This is a genomic window from Desulfarculaceae bacterium, assembly GCA_020444545.1.
Lineage (GTDB): Bacteria > Desulfobacterota > Desulfarculia > Desulfarculales > Desulfarculaceae > Desulfoferula.
The window spans coordinates 56,959-75,037 of the sequence record JAHLKT010000002.1; the positions used below are offsets into that span (position 1 = coordinate 56,959).

16 protein-coding genes are annotated in these 18,079 nt (G+C 67.1%); 6 read left to right on the plus strand and 10 right to left on the minus strand.

Annotated elements, in window-relative coordinates:
* Window positions 1-2 precede the first annotated feature (2 nt).
* Both KQH53_04780 and KQH53_04785 read right to left on the minus strand, forming a co-directional pair.
* Window positions 3-1,064 carry a DUF362 domain-containing protein gene (locus tag KQH53_04780; GenBank protein ID MCB2225973.1) on the minus strand — a complete coding sequence of 354 codons (1,062 nt, stop codon included), beginning with the start codon at window positions 1,062-1,064 and terminating at the stop codon, window positions 3-5.
* The gene (locus tag KQH53_04785; protein MCB2225974.1) at window positions 1,057-2,490 is read right to left on the minus strand and encodes a hypothetical protein; all 1,434 of its coding nucleotides are present in this window, start codon (window positions 2,488-2,490) and stop codon (window positions 1,057-1,059) included. Before KQH53_04785 ends, KQH53_04780 begins: the two co-directional genes overlap by 8 nt.
* A gap of 279 nt (window positions 2,491-2,769) precedes the next feature.
* Between KQH53_04785 and KQH53_04790 the strand changes: the two genes are divergently transcribed.
* From KQH53_04790 to KQH53_04810, 5 genes are all read left to right on the plus strand, one after another.
* The gene (locus KQH53_04790) at window positions 2,770-3,759 is read left to right on the plus strand and encodes a hypothetical protein (GenBank protein MCB2225975.1); all 990 of its coding nucleotides are present in this window, start codon (window positions 2,770-2,772) and stop codon (window positions 3,757-3,759) included.
* Between the two features lie 16 nt (window positions 3,760-3,775).
* Window positions 3,776-4,375 carry an SIS domain-containing protein gene (locus KQH53_04795; protein ID MCB2225976.1) on the plus strand — a complete coding sequence of 200 codons (600 nt, stop codon included), beginning with the start codon at window positions 3,776-3,778 and terminating at the stop codon, window positions 4,373-4,375.
* The gene (locus tag KQH53_04800) at window positions 4,357-4,893 is read left to right on the plus strand and encodes an HAD family hydrolase (protein MCB2225977.1); all 537 of its coding nucleotides are present in this window, start codon (window positions 4,357-4,359) and stop codon (window positions 4,891-4,893) included. Before KQH53_04795 ends, KQH53_04800 begins: the two co-directional genes overlap by 19 nt.
* A 4-nt stretch (window positions 4,894-4,897) precedes the next feature.
* A complete protein-coding gene (locus KQH53_04805; protein MCB2225978.1) occupies window positions 4,898-5,581 on the plus strand; it encodes a hypothetical protein in 684 nt (227 codons plus the stop codon).
* Window positions 5,582-5,871: 290 nt separating this feature from the next.
* Window positions 5,872-6,261: a hypothetical protein gene (locus KQH53_04810; GenBank protein ID MCB2225979.1), complete on the plus strand. Its 390-nt coding sequence runs from the start codon at window positions 5,872-5,874 to the stop codon at window positions 6,259-6,261.
* Between the two features lie 468 nt (window positions 6,262-6,729).
* On the opposite strand, the gene KQH53_04815 is transcribed toward KQH53_04810, so the two are convergent.
* From KQH53_04815 to KQH53_04830, 4 genes are read right to left on the minus strand one after another with little or no spacing between them, the layout of a single operon-like run.
* Window positions 6,730-8,016, minus strand: a complete 1,287-nt coding sequence (locus tag KQH53_04815; GenBank protein ID MCB2225980.1) for an FAD-dependent oxidoreductase — start codon at window positions 8,014-8,016, stop codon at window positions 6,730-6,732.
* Window positions 8,013-8,723 carry an NTP transferase domain-containing protein gene (locus tag KQH53_04820; protein MCB2225981.1) on the minus strand — a complete coding sequence of 237 codons (711 nt, stop codon included), beginning with the start codon at window positions 8,721-8,723 and terminating at the stop codon, window positions 8,013-8,015. Before KQH53_04820 ends, KQH53_04815 begins: the two co-directional genes overlap by 4 nt.
* A gap of 6 nt (window positions 8,724-8,729) precedes the next feature.
* The gene (locus KQH53_04825; GenBank protein ID MCB2225982.1) at window positions 8,730-9,671 is read right to left on the minus strand and encodes an NAD-dependent epimerase/dehydratase family protein; all 942 of its coding nucleotides are present in this window, start codon (window positions 9,669-9,671) and stop codon (window positions 8,730-8,732) included.
* A gap of 6 nt (window positions 9,672-9,677) precedes the next feature.
* Entirely contained in the window at window positions 9,678-10,670 is a 993-nt protein-coding gene (locus KQH53_04830) for a flippase-like domain-containing protein (protein MCB2225983.1), read from the minus strand.
* A 144-nt stretch (window positions 10,671-10,814) separates the two neighbouring features.
* Between KQH53_04830 and KQH53_04835 the strand changes: the two genes are divergently transcribed.
* Complete coding sequence (locus tag KQH53_04835) at window positions 10,815-11,492, plus strand: glycosyltransferase family 2 protein (protein MCB2225984.1); 678 nt, start codon at window positions 10,815-10,817, stop codon at window positions 11,490-11,492.
* Here the strand turns inward: KQH53_04835 and KQH53_04840 are convergent.
* The 4 genes from KQH53_04840 to KQH53_04855 form a co-directional block, all read right to left on the minus strand.
* Window positions 11,489-13,822: a glycosyltransferase family 39 protein gene (locus KQH53_04840; GenBank protein ID MCB2225985.1), complete on the minus strand. Its 2,334-nt coding sequence runs from the start codon at window positions 13,820-13,822 to the stop codon at window positions 11,489-11,491. The two genes, KQH53_04835 and KQH53_04840, sit on opposite strands and share 4 nt — an antisense overlap.
* Before the next feature lie 9 nt (window positions 13,823-13,831).
* On the minus strand, window positions 13,832-14,827 hold the full coding sequence (locus KQH53_04845) for a flippase-like domain-containing protein (protein ID MCB2225986.1): 996 nt from the start codon (window positions 14,825-14,827) through the stop codon (window positions 13,832-13,834).
* Between the two features lie 140 nt (window positions 14,828-14,967).
* The gene (locus KQH53_04850) at window positions 14,968-17,247 is read right to left on the minus strand and encodes a discoidin domain-containing protein (protein MCB2225987.1); all 2,280 of its coding nucleotides are present in this window, start codon (window positions 17,245-17,247) and stop codon (window positions 14,968-14,970) included.
* Window positions 17,247-17,978: a polyprenol monophosphomannose synthase gene (locus KQH53_04855; protein MCB2225988.1), complete on the minus strand. Its 732-nt coding sequence runs from the start codon at window positions 17,976-17,978 to the stop codon at window positions 17,247-17,249. The genes KQH53_04850 and KQH53_04855 overlap by 1 nt, the downstream gene beginning before the upstream one ends.
* Window positions 17,979-18,079: the final 101 nt, after the last annotated feature.

The window sequence follows — 18,079 nt, forward strand, 5'->3', positions numbered from 1 at the left end:
TCTCAGGCCCTCCGCCCGGCCAGGCCGGGCAGCGCGGCGAACTGGGCCCCCCAGGGCGAGCCCTGGAGCACCCGCTCCAGATGGCCCCGCCCGGTGCGGCGGAACCAAATCTGCTCGTTGTACATGGTGCCCACCCAGCCCAGGAGCGGCGCGATGGAGGGGTGGTAGAGCAAACGGCCCAGGCCGGGGATGGCCCGCAGGCGGCGCTCCAAGAGGGACACTATATCCTGGCCCAGCTGGGGCGGCTGGAAGCCGGCCGGCTCCACCGCGTCGCCCGTGGCCGCGTAGTCCATCTGGCCCACCCCGGCCGCCGAGCTCAGGGCCACGTGGGGCGCGATTTCTCGGGGCAGGCCCATGTAATCCAGGGCCGCCGCGTCGCAGGCTACCCGGTCGCGCCCGGCCAGGAGCAGACCGCAGGGCCGGGGCAGGCCGGTCTTGGGGCCGCTGCCCTCCATGGCCACGGTGGCGTCCACCAGGTTGAATACCGTCTGCTTCACCTGAAGGTTGATCTCGGCGATCACCTGGTGCACCTGGCGGTGATACTGGTAGCGCAAGCGGGGCAGCAGGCCCCAGTGGTTCTTGAGGCAGCAGGAGATGCCCGAGAGCACGTGGGTCTTCATCACCGGCAGGTTGATGATGCTGTCGCTTTGGAATACCGCGCGGGGGAAGGACAAGGTGGGGCAGGCCGGGTTGGCGGTGGGCACTTCGCGGTAGGGTTCGCGGGCCAGGTTGACCAAGTCCGCGCCGTGGCACGAGGCCAGGGAGTCGTAGCCCCAGTGGCGGCAGGCGCGGGCGAACTGGGGATAGCCGGCCACGTCGCTGTCGGCCAGGGTTAGCCTTAGCGCCGGGAAGCGCGCCCGCAGCTGGCTTAGCAGGGCGTCCACCACCCAGGGGCCGGAGTTGCGGCCCGGCAACACCTCCTGGCTCATGGCGTTGATCTTGACCAGGCAGCTCTCGCCTAGGTCACCGGCGCTCAGCTTGGCCAGGTCCAGGGAATGGGCCACGGCGGCCTCCACCGCTTCGGGGGTGGCCTGGGGCAGTTGATGAAAAGAAACTTCAGGCATGGTTGCTACTAAACTTTGCCGCCAGCCAAGGGCGCAGGCGTAGCCAGATGCGGTGCAGGCACAGGGCCAGGCAAACCGCCAGCACCGGCATCAGGGGTGAGTTGAAACGGCTGGCATTGGCGGTGACCAGGCTGTGGAAGACGTACACGAACAGTGAAGGCACCACGAAGGCCAACAAGGGCCAGTCGCCCCGTCGCAGGCCGCTGCCCGCCAAAAAGAACAGGGCCGCGAAGCCGGGCAGGGCTATCCACCAAGTGTCGCAGAACAGGCCCCGCCAGGCCAGGGGCAGGGAGGCCAGAAGGTGCCCCCCCGGATGGGCCAGGATCTTTTGGATGGCCCGTTTCTGGGAGTGCATGTCGCCCACCGTGTAGTGCCCCAGCCACTTGGTGTGGCGGGCCCACTCGTTCTGCCCCATCATCTCAAAGGTGTCGCCCCGGTTCTGCACCCTGAGCCGGTTGAAGTCCTTCAAGTCGAGCACCCGCCCCAGGGTGAGGGCGTAAAGGTCCAGGCCCAGGAATTTTTGATACTTGGGCGGGTGGTGAAAATCGGCCGGCTCGGGGGACTCCTTCACCAGGGGATTGATATGGGTCCAGGGGGTGTAATAGACCAAGGCGGCCAGGTGCTCCTTGGGAGTCATCAGGGCGTGGTTGGCCCGGATGTCCAACACCTGCCCGCCCCGGAAGGCCAGCATCCAATGGCCGAAGTAATGATGGTTGCGGGCCATCCAGGCACCCACCGGCAGGGCGAAGGCCAGGCTGAACAACAGCAGCCCGCTAAGGGCCCGCCGCCAGGGCAGGGCCCCCCGCCAGGCCGCGACCAGCACCAGGAGCACGGCCACGGGCCAGAAGTACATGAGCACCGCGCGGGTGAGCGCGCCGCCGGCCAACCAGAGCCCGGCCAGGACAAAAACCCACCAGCGGGGCCGCCGCAGGCACCAGTAAAAACAGAAGGAAAAAAAGAACAGGGCCACCGCCGCGCCGAACTCGCTGTAAAAACGGTTCAGGAAAAACATCAGCCCCGGGCTGTAGGCGATGATGGCCCCGGCCAGGTAGCCCGGCCAGGGCGAGCCGGTGATGCGCCAGGCGAAGAGCCCGGCCACCGTTGCCACCAGGAGCAGCCAACCGATCTGCCACTTTTTGAGGGGCAGAAGGTCGTCGCGCAGGAACTGGGGCAAAGGCAGCTCATGGAGCCCCGGCACCAGGATGATGCCCGCGGCCAAGAGGGCCGGGTAGCCCGGCGAGCGCCAGGCGTCCGGCCAGGGCGAGGGGGTAAGGGTGCGCTGGGTGGATATGGTCCCGTGGTGCACCAAGTTGTGGGCCATGCACAAGTAGTGGGTGGCGTCGTGGTCGTTGGCGTAGTGGGGCAGGCGGGCGGCGGCAAAGGCCGCGAAACCGCCTAGCAGGGCCGCGATGATCAAGCCATGCAAGCACACCCGTAACCAGCGGTGGCTCGAAAGGGAATGCCGGAGAAGGGCGGCGGGGTCGCCGGGAGTCTGTGGAGCATCTGCGGGCATGGGTCTCTCTGGTTGTGGGGGGCCCATTTGCCTGAACCATACACACCGGGGGCCCCAGCGGCAACATGGTGGGCGCACAATCGTACTTTCGTTGCGTAGCAGGGGCAAAGCTGCTAAATATGGTGGACTGAAGCAGGTTCGGCCGGGATTTTTTCCCGGAACGGACCAATACTAAAACCCCGGGAAGACAGCATGATTATTTCCAAGGCGCCGGTGCGCATCTCCCTGGGAGGCGGCGGCACCGACCTTGCCTCCTACTACTCGCGTTTCGGCGGCTTCCTCATCGCCGGCGGTATAGACAAGTACATCTTCATCTGCATCAACCAGCGCTTCGAGCGCTCCATCAAGCTCTCCTACTCCCGCACCGAGGTGGTGGAGAGCGTTGACCAGATCAAGCACAACATCTTCCGCGAGGCCCTCAGGCTCTCCGGGGTGGACAACCAGGTGGAGCTCTCCTCGGTGGCCGACGTTCCGGCCAACTGCGGCCTGGGCTCCTCCTCCAGCTTCACGGTGGCCCTGCTCACCGCCCTACGCTCCTACAACCGCGACTTCGCGCCCCTGGGGGAATTGGCCGAGGAGGCCTGCCGCATCGAGATCGACATCCTGGGCGCGCCCATAGGCAAGCAGGACCAGTACATGGCCGCCTATGGCGGGGTGACCGCGCTCACCTTCGACACCGACGGCACGGTGCACGTGGAGCCCCTGAAGATGCCCGGCGGCAAGCTGGTGGAGCTGGAGTACAACATCGCCCTGTTCTATACGGGCATCGAGCGCAGCGCCTCGGACATCCTGGCCAGCCAGAACAAAAAGACCCTGGAGGACGACGAGGCCATCATCGAACGGCTGCACGGCATCAAGCAGATCGGCCTGGAGACCCGGCGGCTGTTCGAAAAAGGCGACATCGACACCTTCGGCGATCTGCTGCACGAGCACTGGACCACCAAGAAGAAGCTGTCCAAGTCCATCAGTTCGCCCTTCATGGACGAGTGCTACGAAGAGGCCCGCAAGGCCGGGGCCCTGGGCGGCAAGATCATGGGCGCGGGCGGGGGCGGCTTTTTCATGTTCTATTGCCCGGGCACCAAGGCCAAGGTGATCCAGCGCCTCGAGGCCATGGGCCTGAGGTACTTCCCCTTCCGTTTCGATTTCGAGGGGGCCAAGATCGTGGCCAACCTTCGCAAGTGATGCCCGGAGGCAAGCCGTGAGCGACTATATCGAGCAGTATTTGGATGAGGCGGGCAAGATCGCGGCCTCCCTGGACCGCGCGGCCATCGCCAAGATGGTTCAGACCATCGTGGGCATCCGCAGCGGCGGCGGCCGTTTATTCTTTGTCGGGGTGGGCGGCGGCGCGGGCAACGCCAACCATGCGGTGAACGACTTCCGCAAGATCGCCGGGATCGAGTGCTACACCCCCACCGACAACGTGAGCGAGCTCACCGCCCTGATCAACGACGAGGGCTGGGACGGCGTGTTCGCCCGCTGGCTCAAGACCAGCCGCCTGGGCCCCAAGGACGGGGTGTTCGTGTTCAGCGTGGGCGGGGGCAGCGCGGAGAAACAAATCAGCGTGAACATCATCGAGGCGCTCAAGCTGGCCCAGGAGGTGGGGGCCAAGATCATGGGCGTGGTGGGCCGCGACGGCGGCTACACCGCCACTGTGGCCGACGCCTGCGTGGTGATCCCCACCATGAGCGCGGCCACCGTGACCCCGCACACCGAGGCCTTCCAGGCGGTGGTGTGGCATATGGTGGTCTCGCACCCGGACATCCTGCAAAACGAGATGAAGTGGGAGTCGGTGAAGTAAGGCGGGCGGTCTTTCTGGACCGCGACGGGGTGCTCAACCCGGTGGTGATGCGCGGCGGCAAGCCCGCCTCGCCGCGCAGCCTGAGCGAGTTTTCCCTGTTGCCCGGCGCGGGCGAGCAGGTGGCGAGGCTCAAGGGCGCGGGCTACCGGGTCATCGTGGTGACCAACCAGCCCGACGTGGCCCGGGGGCTTCTGGCCCAGAGCGAGCTGGACGCCATGCACCAGGCCCTGGCCGCCGGGGCTCCGGTGGACGAGATAAGGTTTTGCCCCCACGGCGACCGCCACGGGTGCGAGTGCCGCAAGCCCAAGCCGGGCATGATCACCCAGGCGGCGGCCGAGCAGGGCATCGACCTGGCGGCCAGCTGGCTGGTGGGGGACGGGTACAAGGACATGGCGGCTGCCCAGGCCGCCGGCGTGAAGGCGATACTCATCGAGGCCGAATACAACCGCGCGGTGGAGGCTCCCCGCCGGGCGCCTGACCTGGTTTCGGCCGTGAATATAATTTTGGAGCAAGGGTAGGGCCATGGCCATTTTTCTGGACAGCGGCAAAATCGAGCAGGTGGAGAAGTACCTTAGCTGGGGGGTGATTCGCGGCGTGACCACCAACCCCACCATCCTGCTCAAGGACGGGGTGACCGGCGGGGCCGAGGGCATGAAGAAGCGGGCCCAGGAGATCGCCGCCATGATCGCGCCCCTTCCCCTGTCGCTGGAGGTGACCAGCAACGACCCGGCTCAGATGATCGCCCAGGGGCGTGAGTTCGCGGCCCTGGCCGAGAACATCAACATCAAGATCACCATCCACGGCCCCAACGGCGAGGACGACAACATCGCGGTGATTCACGAGCTGGAGACGGTGCATGACGTGCGGGTCAACGCCACGGCCATGATGAGCGCGCAGCAGTGCCTCCTGGCCGCGCTGGCCGGGGCCACCTACGTGTCGCTGTTCGGCGGGCGGGTGAACAACATGGGCTACGACGCCTCCGGCGAGATCGGACGCCTGCGCGAGGTGCTGGAGCTGCAAGGCCTGGAGAGCCAGATCATCATCGGCTCGGTGCGCGAGGTCAACAACGTCATCACCTGGCTGCACGCCGGGGCGCACATCGTCACCGTTACCCCGGATATCCTGGGCGGCATGCTGGTGCACCCCTACAGCAAGGAAACCGTCAAGATGTTCCTGGATGACGCCAAGAAATGCGAGACCTGCTGATTCGACGTTCCCGGAACGCCGCTGACGTTGTTGCCGGCGATGCTCAAGCCTCGACACGCCTAGTCAGCGACGCCCAGCCGGCCCCCGGGGCTGTGCCGGATAGATAAAAAGAAAGAAATATGAGCCCGGTCCTCCGCCAGGGGGGCCGGGTTTTGCTTTGGGGAAGCCCATGAAAAAATTTTGGGCAGGTTGACCCGCTAAATTCTAGTGACCTAAGGTGATTGTCAATTGGCCTCGCCGTTTAACGGCCCTGCCCGCGGTCCGCCCTTTGGGAATGAGGAGGTAGTCTTATGAAAAAGCTGTTTCTCTTGTTAATTTGCGCCGGCTTTTGCTTGGTAGCCGGCCCGGCCCACGCCTATACGGTTTACAATCACGCCAGCCATTCCGTGTGCGTGATGACCCACCCGGTGCGCAGCATGGGTCACTGCAAATTTTTCGTGGACCCGCATTCCCACCACAACGGGTCGCACGGCTCGGGTCTGGATGGCGCCTATTTCCAATTGTGGACCAACAACGGCAAGGTCATCAGCAGCACCACGGTGGAGGCGGATATCCCCAAAGGCGGGTTCGCACGGGTATATAACGACCGCGTGGAGGTTTGGAAGCATTGCGACCATTGCAAAAAGAGCAGGGACTTGATCGCTGGTTTTCCTCTTGAGAAGGGCGATCCTTTTGAATAGGAGGCCTTGAGGCGGCAGCCTGAGCCGGCCAACCCGCCGCAAATTAACCCGGTCCTCCCTGAGGGGGGCCGGGTTTTGCTTTGGGGGCTGAAGTTAAGCGAGAGGGGGGCGCCTACGGGAAAGCAGGTTGGGAAGGGTAAGCGGGGCGGTTCGGTGGCGCGATGGCCGCGCGCTTGGCGGCGGCGGGAGTATTGTGGCGGGCGGCCCCGCATCCGGTCAGAGCGGGCAGGTAGAGGAGGCTGCGGGATTCTGGGCAGGGCGGTATGTGATGTGAAGGACGGTGAAGAACCCGACGAGAAGGAGCGCATCCGGTAAGAGTGTCCCGCGCCCGTAACGGGGGTGCCAGACCGGACCGGCGCGAATTTTCTTTCCCTTAACTGCCTGCTTCTTTTTTTCTTTTATACTGTCGGCAATAAAAGGGGCCGCCCAACCGGGCAGCCCCTCTCGCTATTGCAAACTTGGTTTTACTTATTCCTGATTCAACTTGGCGGCCAGATCGCGGGCTCGCTCCAGGCACTGATCCATGTTCAGGTATTCGAAGGACCCGAAGCGGCCGCAGGTGTGGAGTCCCAGGCCGTCCAGCCAGTTGTAGACCCGCTCCCGGTTGCTCAGGTAGGCCAGGTCGTAGACCACGTAGGCGTACTTGATCTTCTGCACGTCGCTGGCGGTGACCTCGGCCGGGGTGATGCCGCAGAGACCGGCCACCTGCTCGGCCACCCGGCCTACCAGCTCGTCCTCGCCGGCGGCCAGGAGCTTGTCGCCCGGCGGCACGGTGATCTCGGCCACCAGGTGGGAGCTGCCTTGAGGCGCGTTGTGCGGGCTGAAGTAGCTCATGTAGCACACCCGGTGGGGCAGGATGGCCGGGTCCGGAATGTACACGGCGCTCTTGTCGCTCAGGCCCTCGTGGCCCACCCCCAGCATGACCAGGATGATGCTGTTGTACTGCAAGGCGTCGCAGGCTTGGCGGGCGTCGTCCGGCGCGCCCTGCAGGCAGGCGGCCAGGTTCATCACCGGGATGGTGGAGATGAGGCGGCGGCAGGCGTAGGTCTCGTTGCCGTCGCTAACCTCCCAGCCCGCACTGGTCTTTTTGATGCTCGTGGCCCGGAAACCGGTCTTGAGGTTAACCCCCTGGGCCAGGGCGTGGATCAGGGCCTCGATGCCCCCGCGCTGGGGATAGAGGAAGTTGAGCTGATGGGTGTAGCCCTCGGTCTCGATGCCGATGGCCGCCTTGACCACGTCGGCCGTGGGCGGGGAGGGGATGCGCTCCACCCAGTGCACCGAGATGTCCTTGGCCGCGCGCTTCCATATCTTGTCGTTGTAGGGGATCAGGTACTTGCCCGCCAGGCCCTCGCCGAAGCGGAAGCGGCACCACTCATCCAGGTTGGAGGGTTCGGCGTCGCTGCGCTCCAGAAAGCCCATGAGGCAATCGAAAATATCCTGTTTTTCCAGGGCGTAAAGGCCGTTTTCAAAGGGATATTTCACGAAGCGGTCGCGGAACCATATCTGGTTGTTGCGCCGCTGCTCCAAGAGGTTGCCCTCCAGCCAGCCGGTGAGCTGGGCCAACAGTTCCGAGTCGCGCGAAAAGAGGATGTGCCCCCCGATGTCGTAGGTGAAGCCGTCCTTCACGAAGCTGCGGCACAGCCCGCCGGGGCGCTCCTTGGCCTCCAGCACCAGGCTCTCGTGGTCCAGATATTGGGCCAGGCTCAGGCCGGTGAGGCCGCCGCCCAGGATGATGGTTTCCACTTCCGTGGTCATGCGGGGGATTGTCCTTCCTGCTCGATGATGTGTTGCTCCAGCTCGGCCAGTCCGGTGGGCGAGCCGATCTCAAAGTAGGGGTGCTCCACCACGTAGGCGGCCAGCTGACCCGCTGAGGCCAGCTCGACGAACACCTTCTCGATGGCATAGGGCTCGCCCGCGGGGATGCGCTCCAGCACCTCGCGGGAAAAGGCGCTCAGGCCGTAGTCGATGCAATCGTACTCCGGGCCGGGGGACCACTTGTCATAGGAGGCCACCATGCCGCCCTTGAGGCGCACGTTGGAGGGCTCCTTTTGCCCCTGGTTGCGCCACACCACCATGAGCCCCGGCGCGGCGGAGGCCAAAAAGCGCTGCCACACCGCGCGGTAGTCCAGGAGCAGATAGGAGTCGCCCCAGATCATGAAAAAGCGCTCCTCCAGCAAGGGGGCGGCCTTTTTCAGGCTGCCGCCGGTGCCCAGCAGGGTGGGGCCGTCTTCGCTGTATGCCACCTCCAGGCCCCAGCGGGAGCCGTCGCCCACAAAGGCGCGGATCTGTTCGCCGAAGTGGCCGATGCACAGCACTACCCGCTCCACGCCCTGCCCGGCCAGGAGCCTGAGCTGGTGGTCCATGAAGGGCCGCCCGGCCACGGGCACCAGGGGCTTGGGGACCTCTTTGGTCAGGTCGCCCAGGCGGGTGCCCTGGCCCCCGGCTATGATCACCGCCTGCACGGGCGCTTAGTCCCTATCCTCGGCCAGCATGGCCCGGATGGAGGCGGTGATGGCCTCGGCCGAGTTCATCTTGCTGTACCAGCCCAGGGCGTGAATCTTGTCCAGCACCAGGCGCACCTGGGGCACGTCGCCCTTCCAGCCCCGGTCGCCGCCGGTGTACTTGAGCTCCACGCCGCTCAGGCCCATCTCGGCGATCACGATCTTGGCGATGCTGGTCACGTCCAAAACATCGTCCGTGGCCACGTTGAACACGTTCACCGTGTCGTCGGTTTCAGCCATGATGTAGAGCATGGCCCCGATCACGTCAGTCACGTGCACGTAGCTTTTTGCCTGGGTGCCATCGCCAAGTATTTCGAGCGATTGAGCATATTTCTTAAGTTTTCGGATGAAGTCGTATCCCACCCCATGGGTCTGGCGTCCGCCCACCACGTTGCCCATGCGCAGGATGTAGGCCTTCATGCCGTACTGGTGGGCAAAGGCGCTGATCAGCCCCTCTCCGGCCAGCTTGGAGGCCCCGTAAAAGCTGATGGGCATGAGCGGGCCGAAGTCCTCGGGGGTGGGGAAGGTGCCCACGTCGCCGTAGATACCGGAGCCCGAGGTGTAGAGAATCTCCTTGGCCCCGTTGAGGCGCATGGCTTCCAGCACGTTGTAGGTGAGAAGGGTGCCTTCGCGCAGGTCCAGGTCGGTCTCCAGCATGCCCCGGGCGATGTCCGGGTTGGAGGCGTAGTGGATCACCCGCTGGTGCCCGGCCATGGCTTGGCTCACCTGCTCCAGGTCGCCCAGCTCGCCCTTCACGAAGTTGAAGTTGGGGTGCTCCCGGTGCTCGGCCAAAAAGTCCAGCGAGCCGGAGGAGAGGTTGTCGTACACGGTGAGGGGGCCTTGCTCGATAATGGCGTCCACCATGTGGCTGCCGATGAAGCCGGCCCCGCCGGTGATGAAAGTGCGCATACGCGGTTATCCTTTTGGTTGGCGGCCCGGGGCCATTTGGCCGATCTGGCCGCGCAGGCTGCCCAGGGAGGAGCCGTAGGAGTGGAGGTAGCCGAGCCCCACCAGGCCGGGCAGATACATCATGGCGTTGATGAAAACAGAGTAGATCAAGGCGCTTGAGCTGTCCACGCCGAAGTAGCCCAGGCCCAGCACGCAGAAGTATTGCAAGGGGCCGATATTGCCGACGGTGCTGGGGATGGTCATGCCCACGAAGATGAAGCAGAGCACGAACAGGGTCTGGGCGTAGCTTATCTCCAGGCCGAAGGCTTGGGCCAAAAGCCAGTAGGCCCCGCCCTCGATGAGATAAACCACCCAGCCCAGGGCGATGATGGCCGCCAGGCGTCCCGGGCTTTTGACCACCGCCAGGCCGTCCACAAAGGTGCTCAGCCAGCCTTCGGCCTTGGCCCGCACCCCGGGCCAGGGGGCCAGGCCGGCCAGCTTGACGATCCAGCCGGGGTGGCGCTGCAAAAAGAACAGCCCCAGCATCAGCCCCAGGCAGGCGGCCAGGCCGATGAGGGCCAACTTGTACAGCTCGCCGTGGCCGGTGTAGGCCACCGCCGCGCAGAGCAACACCAGCAGCGAGAGCAGCTCCAGCACCCGCTCCAAGAGGATGGTGGAGAGCACCGCCGTGGCCGGGATGTCCTCGCGGCGGCCGCAGATGTAGGCTCGCACCAGCTCGCCCAAACGGGCGGGGAGTAGCGCGTTGCCCGCGCAGCCCACGAAGGTGTAGCCCAGGGCCCCGCCCAGGCCCACCGGCTTGAGGCGGCCCAGGATGATGCGCCATTTCTGGGCCCGGGGGATGAACCCGGCCAGATACACCGCCACCACCGCGGGCAACAATGGCCAGTAAAGATCGCTCAGAGCCTGCCACAGACGGTCCGGCTCCACCTTCCTGAGCACCAGGTAGAGGAACAGGGCGGTCACGGCCAGGAGTATCAGCCGTTTGGCGAGGCTCTTCATGGCATATCCGGCGGCGGGTCGACTGGAGGTTAAGGCCAGGAGAACAGTTCCGTCAACCTATCAGAGGTATTGGGCTTTGGCAACCGGTCCGCCTGGCGCGGGGAGGCGGGATATGCTAAATGTTGGCCGTCGAAAGGAAGCTACATGAACCAAGAGCAGCCCCAAATCACCGTGGCCATGATCTCCATGAACGAGGAGGCGGCCGTGGGCAAGGTAATCGCCGATATCCAGGCGGCCGCGCCCGGCACGCACATCCTTTTGGTGGACTCCAGCAAGGACCGCACCCCGGAGATCGCCCAGGCGGCCGGGGCCGAGGTGATCCGCCAGTTCCCGCCCAAGGGCTACGGACCGGCCATGATGCGCGCCCTCACCTCGGCCCGGGGCCAGGTGGTGGTCACCCTAGACTGCGACGATACCTATCCCACGGACCGCATTCTGCCCATGGCCGAAGAAATACTCTTCGGCCGGGCCGACCTGGTGGACGCCAGCCGCCTGGAAAAGAAACCCGAGGCCATGCCCTGGATCAACTTCCTGGCCAACTGGGGCTTCGCCTGGCTGGCCAGCATCCTTTTCCTACGCCGGGTCACGGACCTGCACTCGGGCATGAGGGCCTACCGCACCAGCCTGTTCGACGAGATGAGCTTTCAAGCCCAGGGCTCGGCCCTACCCGTGGAGCTGCTGCTCAAGCCCATGGCCAAGGGCAAGAAGGTCAAGGCGATCTTCATCCCTTATGACGAGCGCACCGGTGAGAGCACCCTGGATCCGCTGAAGAGCGCCTGGTGGACCCTGAAACGGATTCTCCGCGTCAGGTTTGGCTTTTAGTTAGATTCCCCTACAACCAGCGGCAAGAGTCCGGCCCAATACAAGGGCCGGGAGGCGTCGCGTGGCTGCACGATGAACAGCACCCAGCCGGGCAGGGGCTTCTCGCTGATGGCGTAGCCGGCCCGGTGGAGCGCCGCGCGGGCGGCCGGGGCCAGGGAGGCGCGCACCGCCAGGTGCAGCTCATGGCCTTGGGGCAATAGCTGGTCCTGGTTCAAATAGCGCGGCAGCCAGGCCGGGCGGTGGCGGGGAGAGCGGTCCACCCTGAGGCGGGCGGGCAGCCAGGCGGCCAGGCCTGGCTCGGCCCACACCGGCTGGCGGCCGGGCAGCATCTCGGCCAGGGCCGAGGCCGCCGCTCTGGGAGTGGCTTGGCGCCCCTCGCCCTGGCTCACCCCCACCAGCAGCTCGTTGAGGGCCCAGTCGCCAGAGGCCTCGCCGCTCTGGGCCAGGCGCAGATAGCGCAGCTCACGGGGCGCGAAGCGGATCTCCTGCCAGGGCGCGCGGCCGGAGATGGCCAGCTTGCCTCCGGTCCAGAAGAAGGGCAGATAGGGCCGGGCCTTGGCCAGCTCCTGCCAACTCTCGCCGTCCGCGCTGCCGCTGAGGGTCAGCTCGCGGGGCAGCAAGCGTGGCTCGCCCGGGAAGAGCATCAGCGAGCACACGCCCTCCTGCGCGCGGCCCAGGTCCAGGGTAATGCTTGCGCCCGGCTCTTGGGCCAGCACCAAGCGGGTGGCCGCGTCGCGGTCCCACAGGGCCTCGCCCCCGCCGGGCGCGACGCTCCAGCCCTGGGGGCTGAGCCCGGACACGCGCGGGGCGGGCGGCCGGAAGTCGTAGAACAGCCGCCAGCGGGGAGGCGCCTGCTCCTCGCGGCAAGCCGCCCCCACCGTGGCCAGGGCCTCGCGGGTCACGGCCGCGTTGTGCTCGCCCATCACCGCCAGGCCGTAGCGCGGGGCCCGGAGCAGGCGCCGCTTGTAGGGCGGGTAGCGCTCGTGGTCAAAGGGCAGGAGGATCACTTTTTCCTTGGCCAGGAAGGTGTTCTTCATGCCGGTCCAGTAATCCACCACATAGGCGTAGCGCAGGCCGCGCTCTACCATGGCCTCGGTGAGCGAGGCCTGTTCGGCGGCCATGCCTTCGGCCGCGGCCCGCTGTTCGGGGTGGTTGAGCGGCGAGAAGGCCACGGCGGTGTAGAGGTTCATGCCCGCCACCAGGGCCAGGAGCAGCCAACCGGCCAGGGCCAGGGGGCCGCCTGCCCGGGTGAGCCGATCCCAAAGCAGGGCCACGGCCAGGGGCCAGATCAGATACAGGGCCAGCAAATAGCGAAAGGAGCCCGAATCCGCCCCGCCCACCGCGCAGAACACGTAGGCGATGCACAGGAAGGTGAGCAGCAGCACCTCGCCGCCGCCCGCCCCCTCCCAGCGCATGAGCCGCCGCCAAAGGTCCACCCCCCAGCGGGCCAAGGCCCACAGGGCGGCCAGCCCGGCGGCCGCGGCCAGGGCGGGCCCCAGGCCGGGCAGCACCCAGTCCTTCCTGAACCAGGACGCCCCCACCGTGGCCGGGAGCCCCTCGCGCACCAGGAAGTGCAAATTGGCCCAAAAGCCCGAGTGGGGCCGGGGCATCTCCATGTAGTGCAGGGTGCCGCCCTGGGTGAGCCAGTTGTGATAGAGGAGCGGCGAGGCCCCCACCAGTCCGGCCAGGGCCATGCCCCAGAAGCGCCAGCTTATGAGCAGGCGCGGCGCGCGGTAGAGCAGCAGCAGCAGGGTGGGGGGCAGGAAGTACACGAACAGGGGGTTGGTCCACACCCCCACCCCGGCGGTTAGGCCCCAGGCGATGAGCGCCCCGGCCTGACCCGATGCCAGAGGTCCGGCCTTGAGCAGGCGCACGGTGAGCCACAGGAGCAGCGCGCCCAGGGGCAGCATCTCCACGTGCAGGCCCCGGGCCACCACCGAGTAGGCCACCAGCATGTAGGGCCCCAGGGCCGAGAGCAGGGCGGCGGCCAGACCGGCCCGCTGGTTGATCAGTTCCTTGCCCAGGAGATAGAGCAGGGGCAAATAGGCCAGGGAGATCAGCGCGGCGGTGGCGTTCAAGACCCGGGGGGTGGCCCCGGCCAGGGCGAAGCTCCCGGCCGCCAGGATCGCCTCCAGGCTGCCGCCGTAGTGGTTGCCCCAGAACAGGGGCGTGAACTCGCCCTCAAGGGCGTGGCGGGCCATGAGCCCCACCACCGCGATGTCGCTGTCCAGATAGGGCCAGGCCAGGTAAGCCCCGCGCACCAGGGCCCCGGCCAGGAGCACCAACAGCAGGCGGATGGCCACTTGCCCGGCGCTCAGCTCCCCGCGCACCCCGGCCCCCTAGCGCCGGCCCGAGCGCAGGCTGGAAAGGCTCAGGCCCCGCCGGGTCATCTCGATGAGCCCGGCGGCCACCACCGGGAAGTAGAGGCAGGCCCAGAAAAGCAGGCTGTAGGCCGCGGCACGCTCCTGGTCGGCCCCGGCCATCATCAAGGCCCAGGTCACCGCCAGCTGGGTGGTGCCGATGTAGCCCGGTCCGGCGGGCACCGCCGCGGCCAGCATACCCCCGGCCAGGACCATGGCCGCCATCAAGAGGCTGTGGGGCAGGCCCACCGCCGGGAGGAAAAGGTAACCGGCCAGGTACATGAGCAGCCACAGGGCCACGGACTGGGCCAGCAGCAGGGGCAGGTGACGCCCCCGGCCCAGCAGGGCCAGGCCCTGGGTGAAGTGGGCCAACACCTCGGCCACCTTCTGGCCCAGCTTGGGCGAGAGCCGCCCGGCCAGCCCGGCCAGCCAGCCCACCGTGGCCGTGGGCCAGCGGTACAGGGCTCCCAGCACGGCCAGCACTCCCAAATACGCCGCCAGCAGGCTCAGCCCTGCGGCCCGCAGATAGATCACGTTGAAGGGCCCGGCCTGGGCGGCGGGGTCGGTGAAGATCAGGGCCGCGAAGAAGAAGGCCAGGATGGTCATGCCGTCCAGGATGCGCTCGATGACCAGGGTGGCCAGGGCGCTGGAGGCCGGGACCCCGCTGATGCGGTCGGCCGCGTAGGCCCTGACCAGCTCGCCCAAACGGGCGGGCAGGATGTTGTTGGCCATGAAGCCGATGAGGTTGGCCGAATATAGATCGCCCACCAGGCAGCGCTTGACCGGGCCCAGGAGCACCTGCCAGCGTTGGGAACGCAGATAGAAGATCCAGGCCTGGAGGGCCGTCACCATGAGGACGTAGAGGGGATTGAGGCCCTTGATGAGCATCCACATCCCTTCCAGGTCCACCCGGCCCAACAGCCAGATGAGGCAGGCGGCGCTGATGGCCAAGCCCCCCAGGAGCTGCCACTTCACGCGGGTAGCTCCCGGCGAGGGCGACGCGGCGGCTGGGGGCATGGATGGGTCATGGGGCTCTCCTGCCTGGGTGGCGGACTTTACTGGAGTGTAAAGGCGGGGTTGCCCGAAAACAAGGGGTTAGGTTGGGCGAGAGGGGCTTAGGTGCTGCTGCCCTTCGGCGAGGGGCGCCCGGGGTGCTTCAGCAGGGCGGCAGCCTTTTCGCGTCCCTTGCGCACCGCTTCCAGTTGGAGGCGCAGCGGCTCTTCCCACTGGGGGGCGGCTTCGGCGGCGGCCCTTAGGTGCCCCATGAGCACCGGCCAATCTACCTGGGAGGCCCAGAAGCGGGCAAAGGCGCTGTGCCCGCCCGGGAAGGGCGCGGTGGGACGCTGGTGCCAGGCGGCCAGGGCCTGCCTGCCTCGGGCCAGCTGCTCCATGGCCTCGCCGGGCCACGCCTGGGGCTGCTCCGCCGGGCGGTAGACAAAGGCCTCGGCCACCTCCAGGGGCGGCCAGTTGCGCTGGCTGGGCTTGCAGGTGATGCGCAGCCAGCGGGCCCGGGTGGGCGCGAAGTTGAACTGCAAGGCGGGAACCGGCTCCAGCTTGACCCGGCGGCCCCGCCAGCTCAACCCGGCCATGCAGGCCTTGCCTCCGGCGATCTTTCGCCAGGTCAGGCCGTCGGTGGAGCCTTCCACCAGCACCTCGTAGTGCATCCCCGGGCGGCCCTTCCATTCGGGGCCGGGCAACAGCGACAGCCGGGCCAGCTCCCGGGGCTGGCCCAGATCCAAAAACAGCATGGAGTCGTGTTTGGGGCTGGCCTTCCAGACTGTGGCCAGGTCGCGATCGGCCACGGGCGCGGCCCCCTCGCCGAAGCCCGCCGGCCGCCAGGAGGTGCTGGGCACCGGGGCCAGCACCGGGGCGGGCGGGAAGTCGTGCCACATCACGTAATCGTCCACCTGCAGGGGCTCCTTCCAGGCGCCCAGGCGCTTGAGGGACTGCTCCATGATCCCGGGCGGGGGCACGGCCAGGCGCTGGTGGGTGACCAGGGCGGGACGAGCCGAGCGGTCCACCCGCTTGAGGTGGGAGCTGTTGCGCGCTCCGAAGAAGTCCGCCGCCAGGATGCGCCCCTCGCTCTCGAAGGTGAGCGGCAGGGCCACCCGGCCGTGGGCGTAGGCGAAGCTCACCCCCTCGCCGTCAAGCTTGTCCATGGCCGCCTCCACCGGGCGGCGGGGCTGGTCCTGATGGCGATCCATATAGAGCAGATGGGTGTAGAGATTGAAGGCCATGAGCCCGGTGAGCAACACCGCCCCGGCCGGGGCCCGCCAGGCCCACAGCCGCCGGAGCCACAGGGCGGCCAGCACGGTCACCGGCACCATAAGGGGCGCGGCGTAGCGCATGATGGCCTTGTGGCCGTAGCCGCTGGAGGCGTGGATGAACAATAGGGCCAACAGGGTAAGGGCGATGATGTCGACGGGGCCTTGCCAGGGCCACTGGCGCCGCCAGGCCCGCCGGGCCCAGTTCGCGGCCGTGGCCAGGGCCAGGACGGCGGCGGGCAGATAGACCAGGAGCAGCACCACCCAGGGCAGGGCCGAGGGCATGTCCCCGGCCACGCTGCGGCCGTCCCACCAGGCCCCGGTGAGGGCGCGGGTCCAGACGTTTTGCATGAGCATGGCTGCGTTGGAGCCCAGGCGCTCCAAGTGCGAGCCGCCCAGCTGCACCATGGTCAGCCAGTCGTGCTCCAGGTTCCACAGGATCAGCGGCGAAGCCCCGGCCAGGGCGCCCGCGCCCAAACACCAGGGGCCCGCGCCCAGCAGCCAGGCGGGGCGGGCCAGCACCAGGCCCAGCCCGGCCGCGGCCAACAGAGGCAGGGCCATGAGGCTGGACCACAGGCCCAAGCCCGCGGCCAGGCCCAGGCCCAAAGAGAACAGGGCGGGACGGCGGGCCCGGCCCGAGGCCAGGCGCATCACCCCCCAGAGCACCACCGCTCCGGCCACCACCGCCTCCAGATGACCGCCGGTCACGTAAACCCCCTGGAAGCTCATAAACAGGGGGGGCAGGGACCACAGGGCCCCGGCCAGCACCCCGGTCCACCAACCGCCCACCGCCCGGCCCAGGCCGAACAGGGCCAGGACCCCCAGGGAGCCGTAGATAAGAAGCACCAGGCGCAGCAGGAAGGTGGAGGGCCCGAAGAGCTGGAACAGCCCGGCGGCCAAATAGGCCTCCATGGTGCCCATGTAGGGTTGGCCCCAGAAAAGCAGGTGGTGGTTGCCCCGCATGATGTCCAGGGCCATGAGCCCGGTCACCGCCTCGTCGTAGTCCACCTGGCTCAGCGAGGGGCTGCTGATGAGCCAGAGGCGCACCACCCAATAGAGCAGGACCAGTCCGGCCAGGACCAGCGCGGTGATATGGGAGGATGCGCGGGGGTGGCTTGGGTTAGGGTGCATTACTCCGGCGGATGTTCCTTGGGGTCGTAGTTCAGGCTGAAGCGCAAACGCCAGACGTTGAGGAATGCCTCCAGGGCGATGCTGCCGGTCAGCTTGGACTGGCCCACCCGGCGGTCCTCGAAGATGATGGGCACCTCGGCGAAGCGGCAGCCCAAAAGGTGGGCCCTATAGGTCATCTCCGACAGGGCGGCGAAACCCCCGGCCTTGAGAGTGGCCAGCTCCAAGCGGGCCAGGATCTCGCGCGGCCAGACCTTGTAGGCCCCGGTGAGGTCGTTGACCGGCAGGCCCAAGACGGTGCCCACGTAGATGCTGGCCCCCCGCGAGAGGATGCGGCGGCCTAGGCCCCAGTTCTTCACCCCGCCACCGGGCACGTAGCGGCTGCCGATGGCGATGGCCCCGGTGCGGGCCGCTTCCACCAAGGCGGGCAGGCGGCTGGGATGGTGCGAGAAGTCCGCGTCCATCTGGGCCAGCAAGGGGGCGTCGCTGTTGTTCAGCGCCCAGGTGAAGCCCTCGCGGTAGGCGGTGCCCAGGCCCTGCTTGCCGGGCCGGTGCAGGACCGTGATGCGGGGGTTCTCCCGGGCCAGCTCGTCGGCCAGCTCGCCGGTGCCGTCCGGGGAGTTGTCGTCCACCACCAGGATTCCCAGGTCCAGACCCAGACCGAAAAGGGCCTCGCTGAGCGGGCGCAGGTTATCGGCCTCATTGTAGGTAGGTATTACGACCAGGGTTTCCATGGGCAGTGGCGATCATCCAGGAAGGCGGTGAACTTTGATCCGGCAAGTCTATAGAAAAACCGCCGCCACGCCAAGCATTTCCGGCCTTCGTCTTGACTGGC